Source organism: Nocardia sp. CNY236 (assembly GCF_000482385.1).
Taxonomy (GTDB): domain Bacteria; phylum Actinomycetota; class Actinomycetes; order Mycobacteriales; family Mycobacteriaceae; genus Nocardia.
The window spans coordinates 23,229-37,387 of sequence record NZ_AXVD01000030.1; the positions used below are offsets into that span (position 1 = coordinate 23,229).

General features: G+C 65.2%; 16 protein-coding genes. 5 read left to right on the forward strand and 11 right to left on the reverse strand.

Features of this window, described 5'->3' with window-relative positions:
• Positions 1-16: 16 nt before the first annotated feature.
• The 7 genes from K940_RS0116250 to K940_RS0116285 all read right to left on the reverse strand — a co-directional run bounded on the left by K940_RS0116250 (position 17) and on the right by K940_RS0116285 (position 6,255).
• Positions 17-439: an organic hydroperoxide resistance protein gene (locus K940_RS0116250; protein WP_028478412.1), complete on the reverse strand. Its 423-nt coding sequence runs from the start codon at positions 437-439 to the stop codon at positions 17-19.
• Between the two features lies 1 nt (position 440).
• Positions 441-887, reverse strand: coding sequence for a MarR family winged helix-turn-helix transcriptional regulator (locus tag K940_RS0116255; RefSeq protein ID WP_028478413.1), 447 nt, complete (start codon positions 885-887; stop codon positions 441-443).
• Between the two features lie 137 nt (positions 888-1,024).
• Positions 1,025-1,945, reverse strand: coding sequence for an LLM class F420-dependent oxidoreductase (locus tag K940_RS0116260; protein WP_028478414.1), 921 nt, complete (start codon positions 1,943-1,945; stop codon positions 1,025-1,027).
• 75 nt (positions 1,946-2,020) lie between these two features.
• A complete protein-coding gene (locus tag K940_RS0116265; protein ID WP_051407262.1) occupies positions 2,021-2,812 on the reverse strand; it encodes a M50 family metallopeptidase in 792 nt (263 codons plus the stop codon).
• 181 nt (positions 2,813-2,993) lie between these two features.
• Positions 2,994-3,392, reverse strand: a complete 399-nt coding sequence (locus K940_RS0116275) for a DUF779 domain-containing protein (RefSeq protein ID WP_028478416.1) — start codon at positions 3,390-3,392, stop codon at positions 2,994-2,996.
• Positions 3,392-4,909 carry an aldehyde dehydrogenase family protein gene (locus tag K940_RS0116280; protein ID WP_028478417.1) on the reverse strand — a complete coding sequence of 506 codons (1,518 nt, stop codon included), beginning with the start codon at positions 4,907-4,909 and terminating at the stop codon, positions 3,392-3,394. Before K940_RS0116280 ends, K940_RS0116275 begins: the two co-directional genes overlap by 1 nt.
• Before the next feature lie 140 nt (positions 4,910-5,049).
• Positions 5,050-6,255, reverse strand: coding sequence for a GAF domain-containing protein (locus K940_RS0116285; RefSeq protein ID WP_028478418.1), 1,206 nt, complete (start codon positions 6,253-6,255; stop codon positions 5,050-5,052).
• Between the two features lie 154 nt (positions 6,256-6,409).
• Between K940_RS0116285 and K940_RS0116290 the strand changes: the two genes are divergently transcribed.
• Entirely contained in the window at positions 6,410-6,919 is a 510-nt protein-coding gene (locus K940_RS0116290; RefSeq protein ID WP_196812228.1) for a DUF664 domain-containing protein, read from the forward strand.
• Positions 6,920-7,085: 166 nt separating this feature from the next.
• On the opposite strand, the gene K940_RS0116295 is transcribed toward K940_RS0116290, so the two are convergent.
• Positions 7,086-7,382: a hypothetical protein gene (locus K940_RS0116295; protein WP_028478420.1), complete on the reverse strand. Its 297-nt coding sequence runs from the start codon at positions 7,380-7,382 to the stop codon at positions 7,086-7,088.
• 258 nt (positions 7,383-7,640) lie between these two features.
• Between K940_RS0116295 and K940_RS0116300 the strand changes: the two genes are divergently transcribed.
• Positions 7,641-7,844 carry a hypothetical protein gene (locus K940_RS0116300; RefSeq protein ID WP_028478421.1) on the forward strand — a complete coding sequence of 68 codons (204 nt, stop codon included), beginning with the start codon at positions 7,641-7,643 and terminating at the stop codon, positions 7,842-7,844.
• On the opposite strand, the gene K940_RS0116305 is transcribed toward K940_RS0116300, so the two are convergent.
• Positions 7,828-8,568 (reverse strand): hypothetical protein, encoded by a 741-nt coding sequence (locus K940_RS0116305; RefSeq protein ID WP_028478422.1) that lies wholly within the window; start codon positions 8,566-8,568, stop codon positions 7,828-7,830. The two genes, K940_RS0116300 and K940_RS0116305, sit on opposite strands and share 17 nt — an antisense overlap.
• Positions 8,569-8,735: 167 nt before the next feature.
• Between K940_RS0116305 and K940_RS0116310 the strand changes: the two genes are divergently transcribed.
• The 3 genes from K940_RS0116310 (at position 8,736) to K940_RS28630 (ending at position 11,223) form a co-directional block, all read left to right on the forward strand.
• Positions 8,736-9,752, forward strand: a complete 1,017-nt coding sequence (locus K940_RS0116310) for an NADP-dependent oxidoreductase (RefSeq protein WP_028478423.1) — start codon at positions 8,736-8,738, stop codon at positions 9,750-9,752.
• A gap of 326 nt (positions 9,753-10,078) precedes the next feature.
• Complete coding sequence (locus K940_RS0116315; protein ID WP_028478424.1) at positions 10,079-10,357, forward strand: hypothetical protein; 279 nt, start codon at positions 10,079-10,081, stop codon at positions 10,355-10,357.
• Between the two features lie 329 nt (positions 10,358-10,686).
• Positions 10,687-11,223, forward strand: coding sequence for a TerD family protein (locus K940_RS28630; protein ID WP_036528855.1), 537 nt, complete (start codon positions 10,687-10,689; stop codon positions 11,221-11,223).
• Positions 11,224-11,308: 85 nt separating this feature from the next.
• Here the strand turns inward: K940_RS28630 and K940_RS0116325 are convergent, their stop codons facing one another.
• The gene (locus K940_RS0116325; protein ID WP_028478425.1) at positions 11,309-11,779 is read right to left on the reverse strand and encodes a nitroreductase family deazaflavin-dependent oxidoreductase; all 471 of its coding nucleotides are present in this window, start codon (positions 11,777-11,779) and stop codon (positions 11,309-11,311) included.
• Between the two features lie 17 nt (positions 11,780-11,796).
• A complete protein-coding gene (locus K940_RS0116330) occupies positions 11,797-14,154 on the reverse strand; it encodes an FtsX-like permease family protein (protein ID WP_369797514.1) in 2,358 nt (785 codons plus the stop codon).
• Positions 14,155-14,159: the final 5 nt, after the last annotated feature.

Here is a 14,159-nt window from a genome sequence, read left to right on the forward strand (position 1 = left end):
ATCCGCTCCTTGGTGATCAGTCCGCGGCGACGAGAACCTCCACATCGATATTGCCGCGGGTCGCATTGGAGTACGGGCACACCTGGTGTGCCTTGTCGGCGAGCGTCTGCGCATCCTCTCGGGACAGATGAGGAAGCGACACTTCCAGCGTAACCGTCAGACCGTAGCCGCCGGCGTCGTTCGACCCGATACCCACCTTCGCGCCAACCGCCGAGTCGTCGATGTTGGCTCGTTCCTGTGTGCCGACCAGTCGCAGCGCCGAATGGAAGCACGCCGCGTAGCCCGCGGCGAACAGCTGCTCGGGGTTGGTACCGGTGCCGGGGCCGCCCATTTCTTTGGGAATGGACAGGCTCAGGTCGATCTTGCCATCGGACGTGCGCGTGGATCCGTTGCGCCCGTCGCCGGTGGACAATGCCTCGGCGGTGTAGAGGATCTGCACTTTACTCTCCTTCGGTGATGTGGGACATCAGTGATCTGGTCAATCGTGGCAGGGTGTCGTGGAGCATTCGCAGCTCATCGGGGGGCAAGGCGAAGGCATCGAACATCTCGGTGGGGATGCAGCTCGCTTCGGCGCGCAGGGCGCGTCCCTGTTCGGTGAGGCGGATGTCGACGCGACGTTCGTCGGTCGCGGCCCGTCGTCGCTCGATCAGCCCGGCTGCCTCCAGCCGTTTCAAGAGTGGGGAGATCGTCCCGGAGTCCAGCTCCAGTGCTTGGCAGACGTCGCCCACGCTGCGGTTGTCACGCTCCCACAGGCTCAGCATCACCAAGTACTGCGGGTAGGTGAGCCCGAGTCGCTCCAGTTTCGGGCGGTAGGCCGCAGTCATCGCCCGGGACGCCGTGTAGAGCTTGAAGCACAGCTGCGCATCGACGGTGAGATGATCGGTCACGAGAAATAATGTAGAGGAAAACTATATGGTGCACAATATATAGATTACGTGTCGGTCGTCACTCCATTTCGTATCGGCTGTTATGAATCGGCGAGCCCAGCGGGTGGGCCGTCGTTGAACGACCCATCCGGCGAGACTCACACCTGCGATTGCACCTGCGTAGCGATCAGCTCGAGATGGTCGAGATCGCTCAGGTCCAGCACCTGCAGATAGATGCGGCCGGCGCCGATCTCGGCATACCTGCCGATCTTGTCCACCACCTCGGCCGGAGATCCGGCCAATCCATCGACTTTCAGGTTCTCCACGTCGCGCCCGATTGCCGCGGCTCGCCGCGCGACGTCGGCATCCGTGGCGCCGACACACACCACGAGAGTGTTGGAGTAGGTCAGATCGTCGGCTGCTCGGCCGCGCGCCGTCGCGGCGGCGCGCACTATTTCGAATCGCCGCGCGCTGTCCTCGACCGATGCGAACGGGATATTGAACTCGTCCGCATACTGGGCGGCGAGCCGCGGCGTGCGGGTAGGGCCGAAGCCGCCGATCAGCAACGGCAGCCGGTCCTGCTTCGGTTTGGCCAGTGCAGGCGAGTCGACGAGTTGGTAGTGCTTGCCGTCGTAGCTGAACGTGGAGCCGGGTTCGGTGGACCAGAGCCCGGTAATTATCGCCAACTGCTCTTCGAACCGGGCGAACTTGTCCGCTGGATAGGGGATGCCATACGCGGTGTGCTCCGAGGCGAACCAACCGGTGCCCAGGCCCAACTCCACGCGTCCGCCGGACATCTGGTCCACCTGGGCCACCTGGATGGCCAGCGGTCCGGGCAGCCGGAACGTGGCAGCAGTGACCAGAGTGCCCAACCGAATCCGGCTGGTTTCCCGCGCCAACCCGGCCAGTGTGATCCAGGCGTCCGTGGGTCCGGGCAAGCCATCGACATCTCCCATGGCCAGATAGTGGTCCGAGCGGAAGAACGCGTCGAAGCCCAGGTCTTCGCTGGCTTTGGCGACGGTCAGCAAGGTGTCGTAGGTCGCTCCCTGCTGTGGCTCGGTGAAAATGCGCAATCTCATGGGACCATGGTGCCTACCGGGCCGGTCGCGCTGTTCACCGGTGCCCACTTCGGGCTGGCATCGACCGTCCGGGTGTCAACGCGGTGTCGCGCCGCAGCTGAAGGATGCGTTCGGCCAACAGTTCCCGACGATGCCGCTGATCAGTAGCATCGAACCGAGTAGGAGCGAACCCGTCGCAATCGCGCCGAACACGACGACCCACAGCAGCCCCGGCAATCGGGTGAGTCGAGCGAGTTGATCGGCATCGGAGTCGATCTCGCCGTACCGGGAACGTTGCCGGGACCGCGTGCGCTGCAACTCGACCACCGGACGTGCCCCGGCGAACAACAGAAACCAGGTCCCCAGGTAGGCGAAACCGGCCTGCAGCGTATCCGATCCGAACCAGGAGACGCCGAAGACCGCCGCACCGAGAGCGAGTACGGACACGACACCGTGTATATTTCTGATCTTGATCAACAGCGCCGCGAGTAGCGCGACGACGGTCCAGAGCATCAGCGTGATGCGATCGGCGCCCAACAAGGCGGCGAAACCGAGACCCAGCAACGGCGGCGCCGGGTAGCCGGCCATCGTCGTCAGGATCATCCCCAACCCAGAGGGTCTTCCGCTCGACACCGTCAGGCCGGACGAATCCGAATGCACGTGGATCCTGTTGAGCTTCCTGCCGGTCGCCAATGCAGCCAGCGCATGCCCACCTTCATGCGCGATGGTGACGATATGGCGAGTGGCTCGCCATATCGTGGTGGATCCCACGAGCAACAGGGCCACCATCGCGACCGCGGCCACCAGCCATGCCGGCGGTGGTGCTTGGGTCGTCGTCAGACGGTCGGCGATCGATGCTCCCCGCTCGACCCATTCCACGCTGTCCACCTGCCGCACCTCACCGTTGGCCGAATCTCACGATCGGCCAGAGGTCGCCACCTGACCGATAGTCGTCAGGTGGCGACGGATTCGTGGCGCGCTGCGCTGTGCCGACCACATGGCCGCTGCACTCGGCAGTGGCCATGACGGCAGGATAGACCACTGCCCGGCAGGTCCGGACGTCGCTGGGTCATGGCGGGTCCGCCCCGGTTCGTGGCGGGTTCTGGTCGAGTACCGCCAACTCGTCGTCGGCCAGCAGCCGTGAGCGAGTCAGAAATCGCACGCCTTCTGGAGCCTCCAGAGAAAACCCGCTGCCCCGACCCCGGACGACATCAACGGTGAGGTGGGTGTGACGCCAGTACTCGTACTGGTCGGCGCTCATCCAGAACGGGGTGTCCGCATCGAGGCATCCCAGCAGCACATCCGACGCGCCGACCCGAAATTCGCCGCGCGGATAGCACATCGGTGCACTGCCGTCGCAGCAGCCGCCGGACTGATGGAACATGACCGGACCGTGCTGCGCAATCAGCCTGCGCAGGAGGTCCGTCGCGCCATCGGTGATGTCGACACGGCAGACGGGATCGGGCATCAGAAGAATCCCTGAGCATTCGGGGAGTAGCTGACCAGCAGGTTCTTGGTCTGCTGATAGTGGTCGAGCATCATGCGGTGGTTCTCGCGGCCGATACCGGACTTCTTGTAGCCGCCGAAGGCTGCGTGCGCGGGGTAGGTGTGATAGCAGTTGGTCCAGACCCGGCCGGCTTTGATCTGCCGGCCGAGCCGGTAGGCGGTATTGACATCTCGGGTCCACACCCCAGCGCCCAAGCCGTAGAGCGTGTCGTTGGCGATTTCCAGCGCCTCGTTGGTGGAGTCGAAGGTGGTCACCGCGAGCACCGGCCCAAAGATCTCCTCCTGGAATATCCGCATGTCGTTGTGGCCGCGGAAGATCGTCGGTTCCACGTAGTTGCCGTCGGGGTATTCCTGGACTTTGCGCGGACCACCGCCTACGAGCACCTGCGCACCTTCGCGGCGTCCGATGTCGATGTAGGACATGATCTTCTCGTACTGGTCGTTGCTGGCCTGCGCGCCGATCATGGTGGCGTCGTCCAGCGGATCTCCACTGGTGATCGCCTTGGTTCGCTCGATGCATCTGGCGATGAACTCGTCATAGATCGACGAATGGATCAGCGCGCGCGACGGTGCAGTGCACACCTCGCCCTGATTGAGTGCGAACATCACGAATCCCTCGACTGCCTTGTCCAAGAAGGCGTCGTCGGCCGACACGATGTCGGGCAGGAAGATGTTCGGACTCTTACCGCCCAATTCCAGCGTGACCGGAATGATGTTCTCGCTCGCGTACTGCATGATCAGTCTGCCGGTTGTGGTCTCACCGGTGAAGGCGACCTTGGCTACCCGCGGGCTGGAAGCCAGAGGTTTGCCTGCTTCGACGCCGAAGCCGTTCACCACATTGAGCACGCCGGGTGGCAACAGGTCCGCTATCAGTTCGGCCACTTTCAATACCGATGCCGGAGTTTGCTCCGCTGGTTTGAGGACCACGGCATTGCCTGCAGCCAGCGCCGGCGCGACCTTCCAGGCCGCCATCAGGATGGGAAAATTCCACGGGATGATCTGACCGACCACCCCGAGCGGTTCATGGAAGTGGTAGGCGACAGTATCCCCGTCGATCTCGCTGATGCCGCCTTCCTGGGCGCGGATGGCCCCGGCGAAGTACCGGAAGTGATCGATTGCCAGCGGCAGATCTGCCGCCAGCGTCTCTCGGACCGGCTTCCCGTTCTCCCAGGTCTCGGCCACGGCCAGCATTTCGAGATTGTCCTCGATCCGGTCGGCGATCTTGTTGAGGACATTGGCTCGCTCGGTAGTCGAGGTGGCGCCCCACGAATCGGCCGCACGGTGTGCGGCGTCCAACGCGAGGTCGATGTCGGCGGCCGAGGATCGTGCCACTTCGCAGAAGGTCCGACCGTCCACCGGGGAGGGATTCTCGAAGTAGCGCCCCTCGACCGGGGCGGTCCATTCGCCGCCGATGAAGTTCTCGTAACGTGCAGCGAACTCGACGACGCTGCCCTCGGTTCCGGGCTTTGCGTAGCGCATGGCGGGTGACTCCTCGCTGGTTGCGGGTGGTAATACACGGCGACTCAGCCGTGATACAGGTCACTATGCACGGTCAAGGTTGATGAAACATTGAGGAGTGCGTCGCAGCGCGCATCGAATGGGAAACACCTGGGTAGAGTTCAGCTCCGCAGCGCGCTGTGCAGCCGGGCCATGGCAAGTGAGCGCCGACCGTCGCCTGGCGGCAAAAGGGTCAGCGCGTGTTCGTGGATCTCGGCGTCGTGCGGGACTCGTTCACCGAATCGAAGCGCATGCTCGGCCGACCCGCTGCTCAGCACCGCAGTGCGTACCCCGACCTCCAGGTAGTCGCGCCACTGGGCGATCCCGGGCGTCTGCGACTCGGGTAGCAGCGGCCCGCGATACAGCTCGACGGCCGTGGTGGTGTCGCCGGCTTCGAGTGCGGCGAGCACTTCGACCGCGTCGCAGGTCAGCGGGCTGGTCAGTCGGTAGACCCGGCTGGTGATGTCAGTACCGGTCGCACGTCGCAGATGCGACATCTCGGACTTGAGGGTGCTCGCGCCGACCGGTCGATCCCCATATACCGCGAAATGTAGGCGCTCATGGGTGTATCCCTCGGGTTCGAGCGCCAGCAGTGACAGGATCTCCAGTTGCCTGGGGCGCAGCCGTACCGGCGTGCCGCCGCGGGTCAGCCGGCCACTACCCAGACAGGTCAGGCGGACTCCCGGTGGTGTGGGTGCCTGGTGGCGCAGCGCGGTCTCTATAGCGGTGGCCAAAGCGCGGGCGGTGGACATCGCCAGTGGATGGGCGCGGTCCCATGTGGTGGACAGGTCGAGGACGCCGAGTCGACGACCGTCCGCGTCCCGGATCGGTACGCAGTAACACACCCACCCGTGTAGGGCCGCCACCAAATGCTCCGCGGAGAACACGGTATGGGGCCGATCGGTGCGCAACGCCAACGACAGCGCGTTCGTGCCCATGTGCGCCTCGTCCCACCGGCCGCCCGGCGCAAAGTTCAGCTTCTCGGCGCGACGGCGCATGAGCGGGCCGCCGCACGACCACAGGATGGTGCCCGTCTCGTCGGTGATCGCCGCGACATAGCCCGCGTCTTCGGTGATACCGCGCAGGTGGTCGCTGAGCTCGGCTACCGGCGTGCGCAGCGGAGAGTCGGCCCAGCGGGCATTCACGTCGGCGTCGACGAGGGGTGCCTGCTCGCGTGTGGGATCGACGGTGCGCAACGACCGTAGCCACGATTGCGCGACTTCGCGACGCAGCACGGAATCACCCTGTGGTGCTCCGGAGGGTATCCATTGGGACCATTCTTGTTCCAGCGCAGCTCGTCGCTGCGAGAGGGAACGGCGCATCACCATCTCGCGGATCCTGTGTCCTCGCTCGGATCGTCTACATCTGCGCTCCATCGTGCCATGCACCGGTCCGGGCGGCGGCGCACCGCGACAGCTGCGCCGGGCGAGTGCCCCTGGTGAGTACCGTCGGTGCATTGACATCGAGAGAGGAGTCTCGGGGATGATCAGTGTCGATGTGTTGCTCGACGCCTTCGGGCGGATCCGAGAAGTAGTGCACGAGGCAGTGGACGGACTGGGGGAGGATCAGCTGTGCTATCGGATCGATCCGGGGGCCAACTCGATCGCGTGGTTGGTCTGGCATCTGACCCGGGTGCAGGACGACCACATGGCCGACGCTGCCGATATGGAGCAGGTCTGGACCACGCAGGACTGGTACGACCGATTCGGTCTGCCCATCGACAAGGCGGCGACCGGGTATGGTGACGGCCCTGCCGACATCGCCGCCGTTCGTGCCCCGGCCGAGCTGCTCGCCGGCTACTACGATGCGGTGCACGAACAGACTCTGCGATTCGTCCGGACATTGCGTGACGCCGACTTCGAACGCATCGTCGATACGCGATGGGATCCGCCGGTGACACTGGGGGTCCGGTTGGTCAGCGTACTTGCCGACGATCTGCAGCATGCCGGCCAAGCGGCTTTCGTCCGTGGGGTGGTCGAGCGCACGAGATGATCACCGATCGGCGCTCGAGGGCAGGGGATCGAGCGCCCCTGGCAGGCGCGGACCAGTTCTCGTCCCAGGCCGGAGTATCGACGCGCCAGGCGTGGTCGGTTGGTCGTGAGACCGTGGTGGGAGCTCGGCGGACCGATCGAGCTCCCACCACAGGTTCACCTGTCGTTCACAGGACTTCGGCATACATGGTGCCGTCGAGGATGCCGAATTCGACTTGCCCGGGAAACAATGGCCGTGCGCCGGTGGCGTGTCTGGCGTGTTCGAGCGCGATGGTGTCGGCCGCCCATTGGTGTAGGGGCTCGGGTACCCGCAGGACTCGGTGATCGGTGCAGCGGATGTATGGATAGCCCAACCCATCGGCTCCCGATAGCGGGCTGTAGATTTCGAGGGCGGCGATATCCAAGATCAGTCCGGTATGTGTGGCGGAGGCGACGGTCGGCGGCTGCAGTTCGATGTCGTCCATGACCGAAGACGGTAGCTCGAAGTATGCCCAAAGCTCGTGATTCTGTGCGTATGTCTGCGGAGTTTCACGATGGCGCGCTGATGCGCGTGCTGCGAGCGCGCGCACGAGCGCCGCCGGGTCCCAGCACGGCCGCGAGGTGGGTCTCGACATGCCGAGTGCGAAGCGGGGGTCTACTATCGGGCCGCGTGAAAAGAGCTGTGCCCGTTGAAAACCCGGCACAGATTCATTGGTGATCGTACTTCGGGAGGATGTTGGGACGTGCTGTATGGAGTGGTAGTGGTCATCGTCGTCGTGTTGTTGGTCGGGTCGGCCGTGGCGATGGTGTGGGATCCGTTCCGTGATGAAGAGCTGGGTGAGGTCGATCTCGATGGAGTTCGACGAGACACGACCTCAGCGGCGCATGCCAGCCACAGCGGAGTCGATTGGCCGCGAAAGGAAATGATGCTCAAGGATTCCAGGTGATGCGGCCGCCTTGGAAGTCTTGGGCCTTGCCGTCGTCGTAGTCGTATTCGTCGCTGGTGGGGTAGCCGTAGCGGCCGGATTCGGCGCCTGCGGCTTCCCAGGTCCCGCGGATAGCTCCCCAGACGATGTGGGCATCGGTGCGAGGAGACCAGTAGATGGCCCCGCCCCCGAAGAGGTTGTAGCGGCCGCTGTCGGTCCGGGCAGGGGTTTCGTCGGTGATGGGAAATCCCAGCGGGCCGCTCTCCCAACCGTAAGAACCCCACTTCTGGCGGATTGCGCCGCCGATCTGGTGTGCGGCCGTGCCGACGGACCAATAGATGGAGCCGCCGTGGAAGACGTTGTAGCGGCCCGGCTTCGACGGCGTCGCTCTTTCTCGGGTCACCGGATATCCGAGCTGTCCACTCTCGTAGCCCAGGGTTGCCCACTTGTCGCGGATCGCTCCACCCACTTGGTGGGCTCCGGTATCGGCCCGCCAATAGATGGAGGACCCGCGCTCGAAGACTTGAAAGCGTCCGCCCCGGGCCGCAGTGGATTCGGGAGAGATGGGGTCGCCGAAGAACGCGGGTCCGCCAGCCTGGTCGTATTCGACTTCGATGGCTCCGCCGACGTCGTAGGGACCGATGGGGCGGGCAAGGGCTTCTGGAGTGCCGGCGGCCAGCAGCCCGGCCATCACGGCAACGACGATGGCGACGCCGTGGCGGTGCGGGCGATGGTGCCGTGCCAAGTGAACTCCTCGAACATCTGATGCCGGGCGGGGGTGGAGCCGAATCCGTGGTCACGTGCTGGGTTCAACCTACTCTTCGGCACGCTGAGGTCGCCGGATCGGTCGCGACCCGGGCAGGACGGTGTCCTCGCAGGTGAGGCAGGTCTTGGCGGACTAGAGTGTGGTGCATGACCGAGTCGATGCGAATTGTGCTCGCTTCTCGGCCGGCGGGCCCACCGATCCCGGAGAATTTTCGGACCGAGACCGTGGACACCCCGGCTCTGCAGCCGGGACATGTGCTGGTGCGGACGTTGTTTCTGTCCCTGGATCCGTATATGCGCGGTCTGATGAGTACGGCCGAGTCCTATGCCCCACCGCTCGAGATCGGCCAGGTGATGGCCGGCGCCACGGTAGTCGATGTACTCGAATCTCGAGACCCCTTGCTGGAGGCGGGCGATATCGTGCTGGCCTTTACCGGCTGGCAGACGCACGCGGTGGTCCCTGCCCAGAATGTGCGAAAGCTCGAACCGACAACCCTGCCGTTGTCGACCGCGCTCGGCGTGCTCGGGATGCCGGGGTTCGCCGCCTACGCGGGTCTGCTCGAGATCGGCAAGCCTTCGCCGGGCGAGACCGTGGCGGTCGCGGCGGCGACCGGGCCGGTCGGTTCGGCGGTCGGGCAGATCGCCAAGATCAAAGGCGCCCGCAGTATCGGCATCGCAGGTGGCGCGCGCAAGGTCGCCTATCTGCGAGAAATCGGTTTCGACGCTGCGCTCGATCATCGCGCCCCGGATTTCGCCGACCAGTTGGCGGCCGCTGTCCCCGACGGTATCGACGTGTATTTCGAAAATGTCGGCGGGGCAGTGGCGCAGGCGGTCTTTCCCCTGCTGAACAAGTATGCACGGGTACCGATCTGCGGCATGATCGCGGACTACAACGCCACCGGCTCGCCACCGGGTCCGGACAGATTGCCCGCCTTTTATCACCGCATCCTGATCAAGAGTGTCACCGTGCGCGGGTTCCTGCAGGACGAGTTCGCTCCCACGCTGTACCCCGATTTCCTGCGCGAAATGGGCGAATGGGTCGCCGAGGGTCGCGTTCGCTACCTCGAGGATGTCGTGACCGGCTTGGACGCTGCTCCTGAGGCTTTCATCGGACTGCTGGAGGGACGCAATTTCGGCAAGCTCGTGGTGAAGGTCGCCGAGTGAGCCCCTGCGCATGGGGCCACCGCCGCCAGCGATCACCCGGGCGCGGCGGGTCGAAGACCGGGCCGAGTTGGACCGGGCCGAGTCGTGCGCAACGGTGTGTCGCGAAGTAGGTCGAATAGCGATGCGGTCTAATTGACCACGTCACGCGCAGTGCGACAGTCACCCCACACGCCACAGAGGATACGACCGCCACCTGGGCGGTCGGATCGGCGTGCGTGGTCGACTCGCAACAACCGTGGCGCGTCGGACTCCCGGCAGCGCAGCTCTTTCTCCCGAACCTGTCTCCAGCAGCACCGCAGTATGCGAAAAGGAGCACGAACGTGAGTATCATTCTTGCCTCGCTCCACGAGGTCGTTGTCGCGCAGATAGAAAATCCGACCGCGGAAGCGCCGCCGATGGCCGACAAGTTGATGCAGATGGGCCGGTATTTCACCTGGTTGGTCCAACTGTCCGGTGTCACCGCGATCACCTATGGCGGAGGCAGATTCGCCTGGGAGAAGTGGAACGGTGGTGGCCTGCAGTCGCCCAAGATGATCGCCAGTGCTATGGCCGGCGGCGCCGTGGCGACAAGCGCCGGCACGATCATGAACGCCGTAATCGGGTAGCCCGACGCCATCGTGACCACTGCAGTATCGGTCTTCCTCATCGATCGCACACACGTTCGTTGCCGCGGCGGTTAGGCTCGTTGAGGTCACTCGATTGCGGCGATCCATCGTCGGGTACGGCGAGATCGTCGCGCAGTCGGGTTCGTCCGACCGGGTCGGGTCCCTCCGAGCACGACGACAGCGCACTCCCGCGCGCAGTGTGGTTCTGGCTCCTGGCAGGCTGACGGTAGAGATCGACATCGGTTGGGCGCCGTTGGCGGCAGCACTGCCGCAGTCGTCAGGGAGGGCGGCAGCACGACCGCAGTCGTCATGGAGGAAGGGAGCACGGGGTGTCCATCGAACTGCGCGATCACAGCGGTATACCCATCGGTTATCTCGTCATGGCATTGGGCTGGGACCCGATTCGGCGCTGGTTCCGAGAACGCGACATCGACTTGAACGCTGCCGCGTTGTTGTTTCGTGGCGAACAACTGACCGATGTCGTCTACCACGAGCAGCTGGAATCTCGAGACGGCTCGGTTCGCCACCACGGCGACAGCACCACCGGTGAAGGTAAGGGCGACAACGAGATCATCACAGTCGACTTGGCCACCGTCCCCGCCGAGGTCTCGACCGTGCTGTTCCTGGTGACCTGCTACAGCGGCCATACCTTTGCCGCTGTCCGGAATGCGTTTTGGCGCATGGTCGATGGCGGCTCCGACACCGAGATCTCTCGCCACCAACTCAGCGGCGTCGCTGCCACCGGACTGGTGATGGGTACGGTGGTCCGGGCCGATGGTGGCTGGAAGTTCCGCAACATCAACGAGGGAATCCCTGCGCAACATCCGGTCGAGGCCGCGCCGTACCTGAGGCAATACCTGGGGTGAGCAACGGCAGTGTGCGGCTGCGACATCGGGATCGGCGACATCGGGATCGGCGACATCGAGATCGGCGCGACATCGGGGTGATTCCTCAACGGTGGTCGATGTGCAGTCGAACCATGGGTAGTGCCTGCACGGGTGCGCCGGTCGCGTGTTCGATGACGGCCCGCAGCTTCTTCCAGGCGCGTGGATGCCGACGAATGTACTCGTCGAGTGCCGTCGCGGCCTCGTCGCGGGTCAGCTCGATCGCGGTGGCCGGCAGGCCACGACGCAGCCCGGTCCACACCCGCGCCCTGGAATGGACTCGAATATTGCGATACCACTGCGCCCGGGCACCGAATCCGGAAACGATAACGTATTCGTCGCGCGCGGGGCGGTCGACGACCTCCAACACGACGTAGCGTCGGGCGCCACTGCGCCGGCCGATGTGTTCGAGCATCAAGAGTTTGGGGCCGAACACGAATCCGAGCCCGGCGCGGTAGAGACGAATGGGTGCCCGAACCAGCCATCGGGTGCGCATGGCACGGGCGCCCAGCGCGCCCGAGGATTCGGTTGTGGCCATGTGAGGCTTCTCCTTTGCTATTGCGCTCGCTCGCGGACGACACGAGCGATGTCGATGCGCTGTAGGAAACGCAGGGCAGGCAGTTGCGACAGTCCGGCTGCCACGAGAACCGCCGCCACCGCGAGAGCGGGCGCCGACGCCCCCAGAGACAGATGCATGGTGAACATGTCGCTGCTGAACGACCTGAGAAACGCCCAGGCCACCGCAATTCCGGCGCCGAGTCCCAATGGAGTGGCCAATGCTGTGGCCGTGAGGTTCTCGGCGGCGAGCGCGGCGGTGAGTCGTCGGTTCGCCACGCCGGCTGCCCGCAGGGTGGCCAGTTCGGTCGTGCGTTCGGCCAGATTCACCGTCATGGTCACATAGATGACCGTGAAGGCGAGGATTGCGCCGAAGCCGAGCATGACGGCAATGAAGACCCAGAACAGCCCGAGAAATCGGTCGAAGGTGGCTCGCAGCGCGAGCGTATCCGTGTAGGCGACCGTGCCGGGCAGGCGCGTGACCGCGGCGCGGATGTCGTCGCGGTCCGCACCGGGTGCGAACCGTAGCAGATAGGTGGGCAGTGCTGTGGGCGCGATGATCCGGGCGGTGGTATCGGTAGCGTAGAGGACGGTGCCGAGTGGTTCGTCCACGAGTGCGGCGAGCCGGACTTCGCGGGCAGAGCCCCCGGATGCAGCAACGACTGTGAGGGTATCGCCCACGTGGACGTCGAGTCGCTCAGAGAGCGCGGATCCGGCGACCAGGCCGTCGGTGGGGAGGCCGGCGGCGCCACTGACGGTTCGGAAGCCGTGCATCGTGGTATTCGGCTGCAGCCCGGTGAGCGTGGTGGTATAGCTTCTGCCGTTGGCCTGCACCGTGACCGGGGCTGCCAACCCGGTTTCTACCTCGGCGACACCGGGTACCTGGTATAGCGCTCCGGTGTGCTCGCTGCCCTCCGGAGCGACCACCACGGTGGCGTCCTGACGGTTGACCTGCTCGAACTGCACGGCGACGAGAGTTCGCATGCTGGTGACCATGCCGACCGAGGCCAGAATCAGCACCAGCGCCAAAACGGTGCCGGTCATCGTGGCCAGCGTGCGGCGGCGGTCACGGGTGAGCGATCGGAGGGTCATCCTGGCCACTGCCGGAAGTCCGGTCCAGCGTGCCGAGATTCGCGCAAGGGGGCCCGGATGCAGCAGATGGACCCCGTTACCGCGCATGGCCTGTGCCGGGGCGGTGCGCGCGGCCGCGAGCGCTGGGGCGACCGCTGCGAAAACGCCCGCGGCCAGACCGAGGCCCAGTCCGATCGTCAGGGTGGATATTCGGTGCTCCACGACGGTATCCGGGATGCCGATCACTCCGGTGTAGGCGCGGGTGACCACGGCGGTGGCCGCCGTACCCAGGGCCGCGCCGGCCACACCGCCGATCACCGCGACGATCATGCTGTAGGTCACGTAGTGGCGGATCAGCGCGCCACGGCGTGCGCCCATGGCCAGCAGTGTGCCGATGACCGGACGTTCGGCGCGTACGAGTCGGGTCAACAGTACGTATTCGGCGATCCCCGCGGCCAGGAGAAACAACAGCGGGAACCCGACGGCGATCTCGGAGAATGCGCGGAGGTCCTCGCTCAAGGCCGCGTCGGAGGGCTGCTCTGCGCGCGTAAGGACATCGTTGGCGCCGCTCGACCGCAGTAGCGCGGCGACCCGATCGTGATCGGCAGCAGTTGCGGTCGCCGACATTTCGACAAGGGTCTCGGTGGGTCCGGTTCGCCCGGAAAGGCTCTGGGCTTGCAGCGGCGCGGCGAAGGCGATCGCGAACGAGTGCGGGTCGGCGAACAACTCTTGCCGGTTGCGCGCCGGCCAGAGGTATTCCGGAGAGTGGCCGACGCCGGACACGATCACCCGCTGCCATGCGCTGCCATCGAAGACCTGGAATCGGTCGCCTACGCCCAACCCGAACGTGTCGGCGGTGTGCTGCTCGATGACGACTTCGTTCGTCTGCCCGGAGTCGGGCAGTCGTCCCGCGGTGAGGTCGATGTCGTTCACGCCGGAGTTCGGGTCGGCAGCGAGCCCGCTGATCCGCCCGAGCAGCTTTGCTGTGCCGATCGTCATCGGGACGTCGGCTCGGGTGCGTACCGACACGCGTGCGACCCCGCTGGTTTCGCGGACGGCCGCCGCGGCTGCGATCGGATCGCCGCCGGTTGCGGTGAAGTCGGCGAAATGCAGTCGTGTGTAGGTGCGTTCGTAGGAGGTCGACAGGTTGCGGAAAGAGTCGTAGCTGGCGACGAACAGCAGCACACCCAGCATGACCGTTACCGCGATGGCGGCCGCTTGTGCCGGTCGGCGACGCAGATCGCGGCGCACCTTGCGGGTCAGAACTCCGGTTCTGATCGGTCGCACGGCGA

Bases quoted from the DNA above. Each gene is read 5' to 3' on its own strand.
- K940_RS0116260 (WP_028478414.1), bottom strand. From the start codon at position 1,945: ATGAGATTGCGCATTTTCACCGAGCCACAGCAGGGAGCGACCTACGAC.
- K940_RS0116275 (WP_028478416.1), bottom strand. From the start codon at position 3,392: ATGCCCGATCCCGTCTGCCGTGTCGACATCACCGATGGCGCGACGGAC.
- K940_RS0116280 (WP_028478417.1), bottom strand. From the start codon at position 4,909: ATGCGCTACGCAAAGCCCGGAACCGAGGGCAGCGTCGTCGAGTTCGCT.
- K940_RS0116285 (WP_028478418.1), bottom strand. From the start codon at position 6,255: ATGGTGATGCGCCGTTCCCTCTCGCAGCGACGAGCTGCGCTGGAACAA.
- K940_RS0116290 (WP_196812228.1), top strand. From the start codon at position 6,410: ATGATCAGTGTCGATGTGTTGCTCGACGCCTTCGGGCGGATCCGAGAA.
- K940_RS0116295 (WP_028478420.1), bottom strand. From the start codon at position 7,382: ATGGACGACATCGAACTGCAGCCGCCGACCGTCGCCTCCGCCACACAT.
- K940_RS0116310 (WP_028478423.1), top strand. From the start codon at position 8,736: ATGACCGAGTCGATGCGAATTGTGCTCGCTTCTCGGCCGGCGGGCCCA.
- K940_RS0116325 (WP_028478425.1), bottom strand. From the start codon at position 11,779: ATGGCCACAACCGAATCCTCGGGCGCGCTGGGCGCCCGTGCCATGCGC.